Here is a 16,388-nt window from a genome sequence, read left to right on the forward strand (position 1 = left end):
TCAATCAAAACCTAACATATTGAGGTAAACATCATGAACACTGCTATAACAACTTTACCTCCTAGACTAACATTAAACCTCAATTTAACAGATGATCAATTTTTAGAACTTTGTCGCAATAACCGAGATTTAAGATTTGAGCGCACAGCATCAGGGGAATTAATAATTATGCCACCAACAGGTAGCGATACAGGAAATTGTAATTTTGATATTGTTGTAGAATTAGGAATTTGGAATAAAAAAACCAAATTAGGTAAAGGTTTTGATTCTTCCACGGGTTTTAAATTACCTAATGGAAAAGATGTTTCTCCTGATGTTGCTTGGGTAAAAAAAGAACGCTGGGAAAGTTTAACACCTGAACAACAAGAAAAATTTGCTCCCATTGCACCTGACTTTGTAATTGAACTACGTTCACCAAATGATAGTTTAAAAAAATTACAAGAAAAGATGGTAGAATATCTAGAAAATGGTGTAAGATTAGCTTGGTTGATTGATAGAAAACAACAGAAAGTATATATTTATCGTCCTAGTCAACCTGTGGAAGAATTAGATCATCCCCAAACATTAAATGGAGAGGATATTTTACCAGGATTTATTTTAGATTTAACAGAGATTTGGTAATCAATTAATGATTAATCAATCAACGGATCTGCATCCTCATTTTCCACATCCAAAAATAAACCTATGAACACACAAACACCCACAGTTACAGAAATCTTGCCAATGGTGATAAAAATGCAGCCAGATATCATCATGACTGATGATCAATTTTTCGATTTCTGTCAATTAAACCGTGATTTTAGAATTGAACGTAACCAATTTGGAGATTTATTAATTATGTCACCTACCGGTTCAGAAACAGATGAACGCAATTTTAATTTAACTGGTCAATTATGGACATGGACAAAACAAGATGGTACAGGTGTAGGTTTTGGTTCTAGTGGTGGTTTTACGTTACCTAATGGTGCTGTGCGTTCTCCTGATGCAGCATGGATAAAAAAGGAAAGATGGGAAGCAATACCCACAGAACAAAGAAAGAAATTTGCGCCAATTTGTCCTGATTTTGTAGTAGAGTTGCGTTCTGAAACAGATAGCTTGAAAACACTACAAGAAAAAATGGAAGAATATATAGAAAATGGTGTGAAATTAGCTTGGTTAATTGACAGGAAACAACAGAAAGTATATATTTATCGTCCTATTCAACCTGTGGAAGAATTAGATCATCCCCAAACATTAAATGGAGAGGATATTTTACCAGGATTTATTTTAGATTTAACAGAGATTTGGTAATCAATTAATGATTAATCAATCAACGGATCTGCATCCTCATTTTCCACATCCAAAAATAAACCTATGAACACACAAACACCCACAGTTACAGAAATCTTACCAATGGTGATAAAAATGCAGCCAGATATCATCATGACTGATGATCAATTTTTCGATTTCTGTCAATTAAACCGTGATTTTAGAATTGAACGTAACCAATTTGGAGATTTATTGATTATGTCACCTACCGGATCAGAAACAGATGAACGTAATTTTAATTTAATTGTGCAATTAGGTATTTGGACAAAAAAAGATGGTACAGGAGTAGGTTTTGGTTCTAGTGGTGGTTTTACGTTACCTAATGGTGCTGTGCGTTCTCCTGATGCAGCATGGATAAAAAAGGAAAGATGGGAAGCAATACCCACAGAACAAAGAAAGAAATTTGCGCCAATTTGTCCTGATTTTGTAGTAGAGTTGCGTTCTGAAACAGATAGCTTGAAAACACTACAAGAAAAAATGGAAGAATATATAGAAAATGGTGTGAAATTAGCTTGGTTAATTGACAGGAAACAACAGAAAGTATATATTTATCGTCCTATTCAACCTGTGGAAGAATTAGATCATCCCCAAACATTAAATGGTGAAGATATCTTACCAGGATTTGTTTTAGATTTAAGAGAAATTTGGTAAAAAATAAGTACCAATAAATTAGAGTTTAACTGATAAATACTTGAATGGGAACATGAAAACGTTGTGCTAACTGTTGAATTTGATTAAAAGTTAATGCTTGTTCTTTGTTCAAAATAGCCTTTATTGTTTCTGCTGTACCAATTTCAGGTAAATCTGATAAACTCAATTTGTGTTCTTCAATTAAATAAGCTAATATATCATTTCCATGACAATTAGGAATAGCATAATGTTCTTTTTCATAAGCCTCAATTACTGTTCCTAACGTATCCAGTAAATTATAAAGAGGATGCTGTTCACTAGTACCGATTTCATCAAGTAAATTATTTAATCTTTCGATAGCTTGATCATATTCTTCTTCATTACGAATTGTAAGCAAAGGAGCAATAGCAGTCCAATGGATATTAATATCAGGGGGCAATGTAGTTAATTTTTCCATAGATTTTTGTCGTATTCTGAATGAGTTAATATCTTGCGAATATACACTTTTTGGCGATTAAAATGAATTGAAGTAATTAAACGATATTTATTACCACCAATATTAAATACAATTAAATCACCTACCATATCAGCACTAGGAAAAACAGAGCGCAATTCATCAAAAGTTTCAAAATTAGCCCCATTCTAAGTTTAAACCAGCGAGTCAATGCACTTTCACTATCAGGATACTGTTCACAAAATTGACGAAAAGCTTTACGAGAAATAATGTGCATGAAATTTCAGAATATATTATAGCAAATTTAATCATAATGTGAGCATACCAAGATCCCCGACTTTTTTAATCAATCGAGGATCTATTATATAGCCTTTACAACTTCCGCAATAATTCCTCAGTCAACTGCATAAATGACTTCGCACCAGCAGAACCCGGACTCATTAACGTTACCGGCATAAAACTATCAACAGCTTTCGCTACATTGACATCAACGGGAATTTGTGCTTGACAAATAGTTTCTACACCAAAATCTTCCACAACTCGGTGCATTACTTGTTTATAATATCTGCCAGTCAATAAATTAGTATTGCACATACTAAAGACAATTCCCAACATTTTGATATTGATTTTTGCTTCCTGTTCATGACTATCTTTTAACTTAGCAATGCGTCTTTCTAATAATTGAATACCCACCACAGATAAAGGTTCTGGTTTAGCAGGTAAAAGATAAAAATCGCTAGTTGCCAAAGCACTACGAGTCATGAGATTATAACCAGGAGCGCAGTCTAAAAGAATAAAATCATATTCATCCCGAACTGGTTTTAAAATGTCTCTAATTAAGACTCTTTCAAAACGATTCCAAATAGTTTCAAAATCTTGTTCACCCAAGGCTAATGCTTGATTATGCAGCATTTCTGAAACGACAAATTCATCATATAAGTCGATATCTCCTGGCAATAAATCCAATCCCGGCAGCTTACATAATTCACCTTGAATGATATCCTGAATCTTGTATTCAGCATTGGGATATGGGTTAATAACTTCATCTATCAAATATCTAAAAGTCTTTCTTTGTTTGCGACGTTTAGCAAACTCCATCGGTGACATTAAACTGAGGGTAGCACTAATTTGACTATCTAAATCGAGAACCAATACCTTTTTTCCGTGATTTTTTGCTAAACAAGTGGCTAAATTAACAGTAACCGTAGTTTTACCCACTCCACCTTTCATGTTTGCAGTTGCAATTACATATCCCATTTTTATTTCCTCTGCTGACGCATTCCCATTAATGTAGCGTACATATTATCTAATAGATTTTAACTTTGGTTAATTTAGTCTTTTGGTAGATGCGAAAATTTGCTTTGGGCTATCTTTTCTCCTTTATGCGGTTATACCCCGAAAAAAGTTAAGGACTTTTTTAAGGTAGTTTCATATTTTTTACTAATAAACTTTGTAAACGATGTAACTGAGAACCAACTTGATAAAGTAAATCACCTTTACCTAACAGATATGCTGCTGCTGTTTGTGTTCCACCAAGAACAATTTTAGAATCCGCTTCGCTGGAGGTTCTTAAAGCAATTCTTCCCGGTAAATTTGAGCGAATAATAGGGGTGACTATCCCCGCTTCTGGACGTTGGGTAGCAATAATTAAATGTATTCCTGCTGCTCTTGCCATTGCACCTAAACGTTTGATACTTTGTTCTAATGCAGTACGAATTTCTTTTTCTGCCATAAAATCGGCATATTCATCAAAAATACATACTATCCGGGGTAAAGGTGGGGAAAATTTGTGATTATAATCTGTTAAATCTTTACATTTAGCTTTTTCAAATTTTTGATAGCGAGATTCCATTTCTATCAATAATTCTTCCATTAATTCTATAGCGCGATCGCTATCTTTAACAACTGGTGAATATAACCAGGGAATTTGTTCAAATTCGGGAAATGTCACTCTTTTCGGATCAACTAAGGCAATTTTCAGATGTTGGGGAGAATGACGATACAATAAACTGAGAAGTAGGGATCTTAAAAATTCACTTTTACCGCTTCCTGTTGTTCCTCCTACTAAAAAATGGCAAGTATTCGGATCAGATAAATCAGCTTCCAATAAATTACCATCAATACCTATTCCTACAGCAATTTTTACAGGTGTATTTGCTGGTAAAAACTGTTTTTGAATATAATCTTCAAATTTAGCAATTTGTCTATCTTTGCGTGGTAAATCAACACTGACATAACCAGCTTGGGGCGCAATTAAAGGAGGATATTCTAACCCTAATTGCACTTGTAAATCAGCAGATAATTTTAAAATTGAAGGCACTTTTATACCTAAATGGGGTTTAATTTTCACCCGAATAAATGCCGGACTTACATCAGCACCATAATAATCTACATTAACCTTAAAAGATGCCAAAGTTGTAACTAAAGATTCCCCAATTTCATCAGCATTAATATTTGGTAAACTCTCCCCCTTTTTTAAAGGGGGTTGGGGGGGATCAAATTCTCCAATTTCATCAGCATTAATATTTGGTAAACTCTCCCCCTTTTTTAAGGGGGGTTGGGGGGGATCAGATTCCCCTATTTCCTCAGCATTAATAGTTGACTTAATTGTTAATCGATCACATAAATCTATCATCATCTCTAGACATTCTTTAAGAACATTAGGATTAAAAAATGTCTGACACTTTTGTTGTTGAGGACAAATTTCACACAAATGAGGTTGAGTCGTCGCAGGTGGTGGGTTGGGGTTGGGAGATTCCCATTTTAACCATTCCTGCATTTGTAATAGTTTGTAGGGAATTAATTGATGAACTGTATTTTCTAATTGTTCCCAGGAATATTGGTAATCTTTAAATTCAGGTAAAACACAATAAACCGCAGAATCTACCGCCGCTTTTTTCTTGTGAAATAACATATAACTATACAGAGAAACCTGTGCTAACTGTGCTGCTGGATCTACAGGGTGATAGGTTTTAAACTCTATCATACACAGGCGTTTAACTTCAAAATTAAAAACTAAACAATCAAATTCACCTCTAACTAATTGTTGTGTACCATCAGGTAAATTAAAATAATATTCTAAAGTTCTTTCTTCCTGAATAAAAGTATTTTTAATTACTGTCTCAGCACTACAATAACGCCGATTGATAATTAATAACTCTGTGAGTTTTTTAATCAGTCCTTGTATTCCTTGCCAAATTTGTAATAAAGCAGGTGCTTTACTGTCATCTTGACTGATAATATTTTGTAAATAAGGGAAGAATTGATTTGTATAAAATATTTGTTGAATTTCCGATGATATTTGTTCTAAATTTAATCTACTTACATCGGCAATTAATAAAGATTTAATTTTGGGATTAATCAAAAGTAATTGGATCAAATCATCGGCTAATTTATGAAAAACATTACCAATACCGGAAATGGAATTTTTAGGAAAAAATATTGCTTTATGATCAAAATGATGATTGAGATAAAATAACCGCGGACATTCAAACGCTACTCTAACTTTAGTCGGTGTTAAAGATGAATTTTCAGATGTATTATTTACCATATTAAAAATCTCATTAATAGCTTCAGGTTGATATATTTGTAGTAAGCGACGATGGACAGCAGCTAAATAGACTGTATCCATTGCTGCATAGTTTAGCTGTTTTTGAGTGAGAGGACGTTTTCCCCAGTCACTTGTTCCTTCTTCTACATCTACATCAGAAAATTGACAAAGTTCTACAGCTAAGGTTTTGAGTTTTAAATTACTAACTTGTAGTTTTTCGCGGGTAATTTTTCTAGATAATTGGTATGTACAAATAATATTTTGGGCTAGGTTTTTACCTAAATATTTAACATCAAATCCAGAGTTATGAAAAACCTTAGCAATTTCTGATTTTACCATGATTTGATTGATAAAATAATCGGTCAAATCAGGTTTATCTAAAACATCGAAAATTAAAGCAGACTCACCAGTTAAGTCTGTAGGATCAGCCAATATTTGAATTAATGATAATCTGGGGTAGGGAGTATTCCAATCAGCAATTTCTGTATCTATCCATAGAGTTTTATGTCGGGATATTTGGGAAATTTGCTGATATATTTCCGCATCTTTGGTTAGGTAGTGCATTAGTTGATATATATATTATAGTTGAGGATTCCAAGAAATTAATTGATCTTGTAATTTAGCTTTTGGGTTCATAATTTTAGCTTTCTTTTCCTGACATGATAGATCAATTAACATTTTAATTTCTGTTTCTTGAACATCAGCAAATTGACTAGCTGTTTGGTAAATTAACGTATTTACTCCCATAAATCCTTGAGTTTTGATGAGATTTAAGATAAAATCTTTTACAGGTCTGTAATCTCTTCTAACTTTACCATTTGTATCTTGTTCTGTTGTAGCAACAAGACCTAAATCATGTAACAAAGTACATTTGTTATGCAAGATTTGAGATTCACGCATTAAAGATTCTAGTCCTTGTAAATTAATCGTTTTCCCACCAATGACTAATTCTTGAGATTTGGCAGAATTGACAAAACTTTGGTATGTTGCTAAATAATGAACTGCTGTTAGACTTGGTTTGATGTGTTGGTGATGAGTGTGTGTAAAAAGTTCTCTATAAAGTTGATTTCCTGCAAGATTTGGTTTTCCTACATTTCCAGCACGGACTAAATAAAGAGTTTTACAGCTATTGTTATGAATTACATTTTTGCAAGCATTCATAACATGAAAAAAAGTAGTCATGTTTGAATCTTCTGTCCAGACTATTCCTACTCTTTCTTGTTTTTGAGACTGCTGATAACTCAATGAATAAGTAGCATATTTTCCAGTTAAAAGTTTAGGCTTAATTCCCTGGATTTGTAAAGCTGATAAAGCTTGTTGTAACATCTGCATTAAGTCAGATGATGATAACAGAGATAATTTTGTAATTTTACCCTGAATTTTCTTATATTCTTTTTGCCATAGTAATTCAAATTCTGCTTGAGTTGTTTCTGGATCACTTACAGATAAAGAAATAGTAATTATGGGATCAGGAGTAACTTTTTGTTGGGGTATGGTAACTTTTGTTTGTGCTACAGGTTCAGGTTTGATATGACCACTGATGATATCAATTTTATATTTTTGATATTCGTCACGTCCCAGAGTTAATGTATTTCTCGGCATGGTTTTACCAGCAGGGTAATTGGTTTCTAAAATTTGCCGAGTGAGAGGAAAAAGAGAGGATTCTGGTTGAGGATATGCTAATTGATGTAATGGTTTGAGATGATAAGCCCAAAGTGCTTCCGCCTGTTCTATATTAATTCTTTTTAGCTCAATTGTTTTATATATTCCGGCTTTGTCCGCTGGCAGCACCCGATCCCAATGGCGTTTTAAAGTATTTGTAATCACACTGATAATGACTAAGAAATTTTTAAAATTATCCCCATGAATTGTTGTATTAACATTAAAAAAAGGTTGGATATCCAGAAACCCTTCTGGCGATTGAGGCATGGTATCTAAATTATCAAAACATAAGACTATTGGCTGGGTTTGTGTGGAAATTCTGCCAAAATTAGCTAAAATATTTTTGGCTGCATCTTCTGTATCAATACAGTGTTTAACCTTTATTTCTTTCATGGATTCTTCACTTAAATCATCTCCTCGCAACCATTCACAAGCTATATCATATAATTCGGGATTTGCTAAATCGTGCAGCACACCAAAAAAGATATCAGGGTTATAGATACCTGCTGTTTTATAGGTATCCTTGAGATGTTTAATAAATTTTTGGCGATTACTTTGTAATGCTTCCCAAAAATTATCATTAAATATTCGTTTTTTGATATCACTTTTTGTAAAGGCTGATAAACTTTTTAGCCATAACATTAATTGTGATTCTTTCTCACCTTCAGGTATTTGAATCAAACTATCAACTGTATAGCGTAAAATATGCCGCCAAATATTACTACTATCAGCCCAGTTACAAAGAATATAAGCGAAAAAAGCTTTAGGGTTAAGAGTGCGTTTCAGACGACCTAATAAATAACTTTTACCTGCACCAGAATCACCAACTAATAAAACTGTACGACTACGATGATCTTTACCTACTAAATTTAGTAAATATTCTATCTCTGTAATTGCTTCTTTATGAATTGAATCAACCATTAATGTTGCGTCTTGTTGATCCGCCCAAAAATTAGTAGGCTTTAAATTGATAACATCAAAAGGGTTGACTTCACGTTTGATAATATCGTTAATGTTTGTCATTGCTAAATCTAAAAATCGGTGTGAGGAGGAATTAAGGAAAAAAGCAAATAATCAGAAAATAATCAAACTATGTGGATGAATTGATAACTGTTAGTTGACGATGATAAAAAACAGTTGACCACCAATATTTTGAGGGATACCCGCATCAATTTGTTCTGGGGTATAAGCACTAACTTCTTGTAAAGAACTCAAATCAATTAGATCATTTCTTTGCAACCTATACAAAGCTTGATCTAATTCATCCCTTGATAAAGGTGGTTGTAACTTTTCTCGTAAATGAAAAATAGGTAAATAATTCTCTGTTCCCAGTTCATAATCTAATTTTTTAATAGTCTCTAAAACCTGTTGATCACTAGGTTTACTGATAGTTTCTATTTCCGAATTTTCACTGATAGATACTACAGAATCAACTGGTTCTGAATGACGTAAATTTTTCCGCAAAAACCGGATATAATTACCCAATAAGTCTAAACTAATAGTGGGCTTATTACCCTGATTGGTAATAAATTCATCCCGCAAATATTCTATTCCCCTTGGAGTTAACCACACTTCAGCTTTAACTCTTTTCATCTTGATTTCTATTTCAATCAAACCCCTTCCAGTTAATACGTTTAATATCGTCTCTCGTTCATCTGATTTCAAACCAGAAACTTTAATTTCACTGGGGGCGATTTTTTTAGAACTTTTACCGATCTTTTCCAATACTTTCAGTTCTTTATCACTGATGGGTAATTGACTGGAATCTAATTTTAACAAAGCCTGTCCAGCATCCTTGATTTTTACTGTGGCAATCTCTTGGGAATAGTCTACCAGTTCTAGTGCTTTCAAATCTCTGCAAATTTTGTTTTTATCTTTTTTAAAAGCGTCAAAAACACTGGAACTTAACCCAGCGCGGTAGTTGGGACATCCCAATAGTTTTAATACAAATTTTAACTGGTTAGTATCCATGTGCTTAATGTTGCTGGCTGCGAACTATGACTAATCTAGGTTAAAAAGAGAAAAATTGACACACTTTTATTATGTTAACCCTAATCTGTACCATTTTTCACTAAACACTAAACTATTATGAAAATTTCTAGTCATTGCTTCCTGAATAAGCTATTAAAAGTTAGCTTTGGTTGTTGTATTTATTTTAGTCTCTAAAGGAACATGGTGCTATGATATTTTGGTCAATCTCTTAGTAAATCTAGTACAGCACGGCGTAAATAAACCAACCATTCTCAATCTCCGACAATCCTATGCTGTCTTGGTTTTGAATTTTGACTTTTGACTTCTGCGAAGCGGTACTAGAAGCGATGTCCGCAGGTATTCCAGTGGTGGGAAGCGATCGCGGGTTAGAAGGACTTGCTGTAGATAGTATCAACACACCACGACGAGCATTAAAAGCAAAATAACCCGCAGAATACATAAAAGCTATTAGTCAAATTTTTGAAGATTCACAACTTATAAATTAACTCTCTCATAATGCCAGATAATTTATAGAAACTAACTTTACTTGGGAAATTGCTGGAAAGCCTTATAAGCAAATTTGTCTAGAAACTGAGTAATACAAATAACTTAATAAAGCTGTTGTTTTCATTCAAAAAAGGAGTTAACACCAATGAGTAATTATATTCACTGTCCTCATAATAGCGTCAAACCTGTATCCAACGGAGAGCAAATAGCAGATTCCAACTTATGTGATTTTTGTTGGTATGAATACTGCTTTTGTTGGTCAGAATATTGCATGAGTGAATGGTATGAGATACAAACCCAGCATGATCAGCAAAATGGCAACAAAGCTCACAAAAAATCAGGCGATCGCCAATCTCAGTATCCCACAAATTTGCACAATCTATAGACAAATATAGTTATCAGTGGACGACTTACGCAACTGGCACATTAATAGGGTGCGTCAGATATCAACAATCTGGTTATTTGCATCAATTAAGCATTATAATGTAAACTACAAGTAAACATAGAAAAGCTAAAAAATAAACAGTTTTAATACAATAAACTTATTATTCATATATATATATATATATATATATATGAATAATAAAACGTTAAAACAAATTACCAAATGATTAAGTAAAACTTAAAATATAATAAATTTTCATTTTTTAACACCTTAAAAAGAGTATAAAAAAAGTTTCCCAAATTTAAAGTAATGGAATTTTTGACTCAATATCCATATAAAGGCGGGAATTAAAAGTGAACATACAACTATTTATCCAACGATCAGAAGCATTACACCAGTATTTAGCAGATTTATACCAAACTGCTACCTTATTACCCTGGATTCCCTCTGATCTACTACCCCAAGCATTTAAAGAACTACATAGCACCTCAAAAATGTTGCAATTAGCAGCTGAGGAACTTTACCAGCAAAACGAAGAACTCATGCAAAATTGCACCTTGCTGGAAACACAACGCCAACATTACCAAGAATTATTTGAATTTGCACCAGCAGCTTATTTAGTAACTGATCAACAGGGTATTATCCAAGAAGCCAACCGATTAGCATCACAATTACTAAACATTGACCAAAATGTTCTAGTTGGAAAACCAATAACAAATTTCATTTCACAAGAACAACACTCCTACTTTTTCAGCACAATTAATCAGATATCTAAATCTGAGCAAATCCGAGAAATATTATTACGATTACAGCCACGTCATGATGATTCATTTGATGCCTCTTTGAAAGTCAAATCTGTTGCCAATCAGCAACAGACGAAATTACACTGGTTAATACATAAAAGTGTTGCTTATCAGCCAGTAGAATCAACAGATGTTAAAAATTTCACCGACCTAATTGAAAATCGTCCTATACATAAACATTCCAAAGGAGAAATTATTACCCTCATTCCTTTATTAATTTGGTTTGTTCGTCATGGTTTAGTTAAACTCAGTGCATTTAGTGAAACAGGTGCAGAAATAATCACAGGGTTAGCAAAACCAGGCATGATTTTTGGCTCTAGTATGACATCTTTACCCATTTACCAAGCCACAGCCATTGCAGATGTCGAAGTAGTACCAATTTACCTTTCAGAAATTGCAGCTACACCCAACCTCAATAAAATCCTATTACCTAAAATTCAACAGCGATTACAACAAACACAATCTTTTTTATTTATTGCTGGTCAGCGAAAAGTACCAGCAAGATTACAGCATTTATTAGAACTTTTAAAACAGCAAATTGGAGAACCAGTACCTGAAGGAACACGCCTTTGTTTTCGCCTCACTCATGAAGATATTGCCAATATCTGTGGTACTACCAGAGTCACAATTACACGCTTACTGAGTCAGTTCCAACAACAAGGTAAAATTCAATTTGATCATAAAAAACATATCATCATAATTCATAATTCATAATTCGCAATTACAATTTATGTAGGCTTGAACCTATTAAATACTGATTACGAATTACGAATTAGTAAAAATTTCCTCAATTTGAACTTGCTGCACAGCTAGTAAAGAATTGTGCCAACATTATGATCATGAGCGAGGCAAGAGGCAGGAGGTAAATAGGGTTTGCTGATAGCGTAGCGTGGCGTTAGCCATATAAATCCGAAAACTTTACAGGTAAAGGGTTTTAGCTATTTTGACTTGTACTGAGCGACTTGTACTGAGCCTGTCCTGAGCCTGTCCTGAGCCTGTCCTGAGCCTGTCCTGAGCCTGTCCTGAGCGGTGTCGAAGGGCGGTGTCGAAGGGCGGTGTCGAAGTAAGCCGAAGTGCTTTCAAAAACTGCCAGCTTTTATGAGGTGGCAACTGAAAAACCTTGCACTTAATTCCTACTTCAAGAAAAAATAGTTCCTATCCAACTCTTGAAACTGTCACCGTGGCGTAGCACCTGTCACCTGTCACTGGTCCTTCACAGATAACTTTTTCAGCAAACCCTAAATATTTCTCCCTAACTCCCCCTACCATGAGGAAAATAGGAAAAGGGGCGTTCCTCAACGCCCCATCTATGCAATCAAAATCCTCATTTCCACCGTCAGCCAAACAATTCAAGGTTTTGGCAATTTGGCAGACAAAATTTTTTAGTTACCGTTTTAATAGAAATATCAACAAAAAGAACAGGACAGTTAAAAATAGTTCCAAGGGAAGGATGGCAGCCAACCCTCAGAACTTACAGCCACTCGCCAGTTGTTGATGAAGCACTGCACAACATCGCTATATGTTGTAGCAGTCCCTTAACCTTGTAGTCGCTTCACTACAACTGGCTAAATATCTCACAGGAAACATATAACGCTTTTATTAGTTTTATCAGTTCATCCATTGTTTGGTTGAGCATTTTTTGATTTGGCATGAGCCGTCTAAAAAAACATTGGTTAGTCATTAGCTCTTAGTCGCGCAGCATTTGGGAAATGATTTTGTCAGCTTGCAATCTCTGATAAGTCAAGCGGAGCAAACTAGCAGTATCGAACAAACCACAAACATAGCAGGCAAAACCCAAAGCATCGAACAGCATCAAGCTACTAACGCCTTCTTTGGCCAGGGATAATACAAACCCAGTCACCCCTGGCGCACTTGCATCTAGTGGCATTATCGACAACAGGAAACGTATACAATCGGCTGAGACAATCGTGCCTTCTAATTCTTTGCTATCCGTCGCTAGACGAACAATACCAACCAAAATTTGATTTGGTGTCATTCCTTCTTCCATGAGAAGGACAAATAAAGATGCCAGACTATCTGGAGTGTGTTTATCGAGTTTGATATTCATCGTGCTTACATATTTACGTGTAACAATAAACTCAAAATTTTTTGTAGATCCGGAAAATTTAAGCCAATTTTTTTACTTTCTAGATGTGAAATAATCGTTACCGAGCCAACCGTAATTACTGAGTGAAGGCAAGTCAGTAATATATACCAGCAGTCAGTAGAAACATTCCACCGGAATATTTTTACAGCATTAAAACCTCTTGCTGCATAGCAGAATGAGTTACATTTTTTACTTAATTTACCAACAATATTTAGTATTCAGTAAATCATAAAGTTATTTGTGTAGGCTGGCTGTGGAGAACTGTTAGTTTTGGTAAAAATAATTCCAGAGTTAATGAGACAGAGCAAATCAAATCTCTCATCTAACAAACCCTACCATTTACCTAAATATCCAAAGAGAATTTCCGAAACCTCAGAAATTTCCTCTCTGCACCCTGCACTTTTTTGCTTGACTAACACAGCAGATTACAAGTTCCTGAAACTACAAAATCTACTGACAAATTGATGCACCATGACCATTAGACTACTAATCACGGTAGCAGTTTCCGAATCTTAAACCACAAGGCAACATCTTGGCTGTGATCTGAGTCATATCTGTTAGGTTAGGGAATAGGGAATAGGGAATAGGGAAAATTTCTGAGGTGGAATGTGCGTCAAAGGATTAAATTGTATCTCTAGCTGTGTGTTTTTTTCTGGTTGCGGTTTTTGCGTCATGTCAATCACCAATCACCAATTACCAAGTAACGATAAAATGGGAAAGTAGCTTGTTTTGCTTATTGGGTACTATCTAGATGCTATCTACACTGCGTGCCGACTTTCGCATCATTTTTGAACGTGACCCAGCAGCCCGGAATTGGTTAGAAGTCTTGTTTTGCTACCCTGGTTTACAGGCTTTAATCCTTCACAGACTGGCTCACTGGTTGCGTGCTATTGGCATTCCCTTTATTCCCCGGCTCATTTCTCATATTGCTCGGTTTTTAACGGGTATTGAAATTCACCCAGGGGCAGTAATTGGCAGAGGCGTATTTATTGACCACGGTATGGGCGTTGTCATTGGCGAAACCGCCATTATTGGAGACTACGCCCTCATTTATCAAGGCGTTACCCTGGGTGGTACAGGTAAAGAAAGCGGTAAACGTCACCCCACATTAGGTGAAAACGTCGTTGTTGGTGCAGGGGCAAAAGTTTTAGGAAATCTGCAAATAGGTAATAACGTCCGTATCGGTGCAGGTTCAGTAGTTTTAAGAGATGTTCCCTCTGATTGTACCGTTGTCGGGATTCCTGGACGTATTGTTTACCGTTCTGGAGTGAAAGTTTCACCATTGGAACACAACAACCTACCAGACTCGGAAGCTCAAGTAATTCGTAGTTTACTAGATCGTATTGAAGCACTAGAAGAAAAAATAGAAACTCTACAAAATCCCGTCAAAGTTCCGGTTTTAGTAGGTAAATACATTCAAGTAGATGAATTACCAAAAGAGCATAATTTCTGTAATCTTCGAGATAAAACAATACAGGAATTTTTAGACGGTGCTGGGATTTAACCAATGTAATAATTCAGGAATCAGTAGTTAGGAGTCAGGAGTCAGGAGTCAGAATATTTATTTGTAGCAGGTTTAAACAAACATACAAATCATGAATACAGAATCAATAACCAAATACCTTAAACAACAGAGAATCCTATTAAACATTATTTTGTTTTTTGTTACTGGTTCTGTATTTTATGGGTTACTCTTGCGTGCAGGTTTGATATTTCCAGTGACAGAAATTGCCGAGGTTTTATGTATGACAAATTGTCAAACAAATCACAAAATACATAAACCTATAATTGGCAATGAATTATTAAATTATGACCAACCAATAGAAAAAATAATTACCGAACCTATTAATAAAGATCAGATATCTATTTTAATTGAAAAATCTCAGCACAGACTAACATTATATTACAATCTCACACCTATTAAATCTTATCCTGTGGTTTTTGGTGCTAACCCCACAGGTGATAAAAAAAGAGAAGGTGATAAAAAAACACCCGAAGGGATTTTACAAATTAAAGACCTTTATCCTCATCCCCAATGGTCAAAATTTATGTGGTTAAATTATCCTAATTCACAATCTTGGAGAAAGCATTTTCAAGCTAAAATCAATGGTGAATTAGCTTGGTATCTTCCTATTGGTGGTGAAGTAGGTATTCATGGTGTACCTGCGGGTGCTGATGAAATGATTGATGCAAAAAATAACTGGACTTTAGGTTGTCCATCTTTAAAAAATAAAGATGTAGATGAATTATATAAATTGGTTCAGAAAGGTACAATTGTGGAAATTTTACCTTAATGTCAAGAGCAATAGGTGACAGGTGACAGGTGACAGGTGACAGGTGACAGTAATAAAAGAATAGAAGTTAGGAGTCTACTACCTGAAGACTTACGGATTGATTTCTTCAAAATCCCATTCTTGATTTTCATCAAGTTTATAAATAGTTCTATTTTGTGGTTCACCCCGCAGTTCTAAATAGTCTACTTCGGTAGGTTCAAGTAATAATAAACAAAAGGTTTCTAATGGTTCTAAAGGGTTGGGTGCTGATGGTGTAAAGGCTTCTGGTGTTCTTACTCTTTCTTTACCAGGAGTAGGCCAAGCAAATTGTAAACGTGCAGCATCACTTAATTCTTGCCACATTTTTATTCTCGCTGGTTGTAAATGTGGATGAGAATTAGCAGTAATTAAAATTAATTTTCCACTAATACGAAATTGTTCTCTAGAGTTGGGAAAATACCAACAAATTTCTGCTGCTGGTTGTTGTGGTATTTGTTCAGCTTTTGCACTACGAATATCGGTAATAAATTTTAGCTGGTTGGTATCTTCCAGAAAACCACGAAATACTACAGTGCGGTTTGCAGGTAAACCATTTTCTCGCACGGTTGCAAGTTGCACATAACGGGAATAAACTAAACTGCGGTTTTTGTGTAAAGCGCGAGTTATTAAACTTCTCCAAGGTGCTAGGGACATTATTATTACTGTAAGATTTTTGTAATTTGATTTTTATTGGTTGGT

Annotated in this window: 15 protein-coding genes and 1 pseudogene; 8 read left to right on the forward strand and 8 right to left on the reverse strand. The window is 34.8% G+C overall.

Translation table 11 applies throughout. The annotated features are described in order from the left end of the window. Positions 1-33: 33 nt before the first annotated feature. From H6F45_RS15655 to H6F45_RS15665, 3 genes are all read left to right on the forward strand, one after another. Complete coding sequence (locus H6F45_RS15655; RefSeq protein ID WP_137668868.1) at positions 34-621, forward strand: Uma2 family endonuclease; 588 nt, start codon at positions 34-36, stop codon at positions 619-621. Positions 622-684: 63 nt separating this feature from the next. Further along, positions 685-1,290: a Uma2 family endonuclease gene (locus H6F45_RS15660; RefSeq protein ID WP_190347650.1), complete on the forward strand. Its 606-nt coding sequence runs from the start codon at positions 685-687 to the stop codon at positions 1,288-1,290. 63 nt (positions 1,291-1,353) lie between these two features. After that, on the forward strand, positions 1,354-1,959 hold the full coding sequence (locus tag H6F45_RS15665; protein ID WP_190347651.1) for a Uma2 family endonuclease: 606 nt from the start codon (positions 1,354-1,356) through the stop codon (positions 1,957-1,959). 25 nt (positions 1,960-1,984) lie between these two features. Here H6F45_RS15665 and H6F45_RS15670 read toward each other — a convergent pair whose 3' ends face one another. From H6F45_RS15670 to H6F45_RS15695, 6 genes are all read right to left on the reverse strand, one after another. Further along, the gene (locus H6F45_RS15670; protein ID WP_096568091.1) at positions 1,985-2,395 is read right to left on the reverse strand and encodes a transcriptional regulator; all 411 of its coding nucleotides are present in this window, start codon (positions 2,393-2,395) and stop codon (positions 1,985-1,987) included. Next, positions 2,383-2,550, reverse strand: coding sequence for a type II toxin-antitoxin system HigB family toxin (locus H6F45_RS27345; RefSeq protein ID WP_347237738.1), 168 nt, complete (start codon positions 2,548-2,550; stop codon positions 2,383-2,385). The genes H6F45_RS15670 and H6F45_RS27345 overlap by 13 nt, the downstream gene beginning before the upstream one ends. Before the next feature lie 214 nt (positions 2,551-2,764). After that, on the reverse strand, positions 2,765-3,649 hold the full coding sequence (locus H6F45_RS15680; RefSeq protein WP_096568089.1) for a ParA family protein: 885 nt from the start codon (positions 3,647-3,649) through the stop codon (positions 2,765-2,767). A 160-nt stretch (positions 3,650-3,809) separates the two neighbouring features. Then, complete coding sequence (locus H6F45_RS15685; protein WP_137668769.1) at positions 3,810-6,506, reverse strand: DNA translocase FtsK; 2,697 nt, start codon at positions 6,504-6,506, stop codon at positions 3,810-3,812. A 15-nt stretch (positions 6,507-6,521) separates the two neighbouring features. Continuing rightward, positions 6,522-8,627, reverse strand: a complete 2,106-nt coding sequence (locus H6F45_RS15690; protein WP_190347652.1) for an ATP-binding protein — start codon at positions 8,625-8,627, stop codon at positions 6,522-6,524. Positions 8,628-8,717: 90 nt separating this feature from the next. After that, positions 8,718-9,575 carry a transcription factor RcaD gene (locus H6F45_RS15695; RefSeq protein ID WP_190347653.1) on the reverse strand — a complete coding sequence of 286 codons (858 nt, stop codon included), beginning with the start codon at positions 9,573-9,575 and terminating at the stop codon, positions 8,718-8,720. 338 nt (positions 9,576-9,913) lie between these two features. Between H6F45_RS15695 and H6F45_RS26605 the strand changes: the two are divergent. From H6F45_RS26605 to H6F45_RS15705, 3 genes and pseudogenes are all read left to right on the forward strand, one after another. After that, a pseudogene (locus H6F45_RS26605) lies at positions 9,914-10,174 on the forward strand (glycosyl transferase family 1); the annotation flags it as partial. A 53-nt stretch (positions 10,175-10,227) separates the two neighbouring features. Further along, the gene (locus tag H6F45_RS15700; RefSeq protein WP_190347654.1) at positions 10,228-10,467 is read left to right on the forward strand and encodes a hypothetical protein; all 240 of its coding nucleotides are present in this window, start codon (positions 10,228-10,230) and stop codon (positions 10,465-10,467) included. Positions 10,468-10,820: 353 nt separating this feature from the next. Then, positions 10,821-11,984, forward strand: a complete 1,164-nt coding sequence (locus tag H6F45_RS15705; RefSeq protein WP_096568081.1) for a helix-turn-helix domain-containing protein — start codon at positions 10,821-10,823, stop codon at positions 11,982-11,984. Between the two features lie 973 nt (positions 11,985-12,957). On the opposite strand, the gene H6F45_RS15710 is transcribed toward H6F45_RS15705, so the two are convergent. After that, positions 12,958-13,338 carry a hypothetical protein gene (locus H6F45_RS15710; protein ID WP_137667675.1) on the reverse strand — a complete coding sequence of 127 codons (381 nt, stop codon included), beginning with the start codon at positions 13,336-13,338 and terminating at the stop codon, positions 12,958-12,960. A gap of 790 nt (positions 13,339-14,128) precedes the next feature. Between H6F45_RS15710 and cysE the strand changes: the two genes are divergently transcribed. Beyond that, positions 14,129-14,881, forward strand: coding sequence for a serine O-acetyltransferase (gene cysE / locus H6F45_RS15715; RefSeq protein ID WP_096568077.1), 753 nt, complete (start codon positions 14,129-14,131; stop codon positions 14,879-14,881). Between the two features lie 91 nt (positions 14,882-14,972). Continuing rightward, positions 14,973-15,671 carry a L,D-transpeptidase gene (locus H6F45_RS15720; RefSeq protein WP_137667674.1) on the forward strand — a complete coding sequence of 233 codons (699 nt, stop codon included), beginning with the start codon at positions 14,973-14,975 and terminating at the stop codon, positions 15,669-15,671. Between the two features lie 90 nt (positions 15,672-15,761). Here H6F45_RS15720 and H6F45_RS15725 read toward each other — a convergent pair whose 3' ends face one another. Next, a complete protein-coding gene (locus H6F45_RS15725; RefSeq protein WP_096568074.1) occupies positions 15,762-16,343 on the reverse strand; it encodes an Npun_F5749 family FMN-dependent PPOX-type flavoprotein in 582 nt (193 codons plus the stop codon). Positions 16,344-16,388: the final 45 nt, after the last annotated feature.

The sequence above is a fragment of the Sphaerospermopsis sp. FACHB-1194 genome (genome assembly GCF_014696235.1).
Classification (GTDB): Bacteria; Cyanobacteriota; Cyanobacteriia; order Cyanobacteriales; family Nostocaceae; genus Sphaerospermopsis; species Sphaerospermopsis kisseleviana.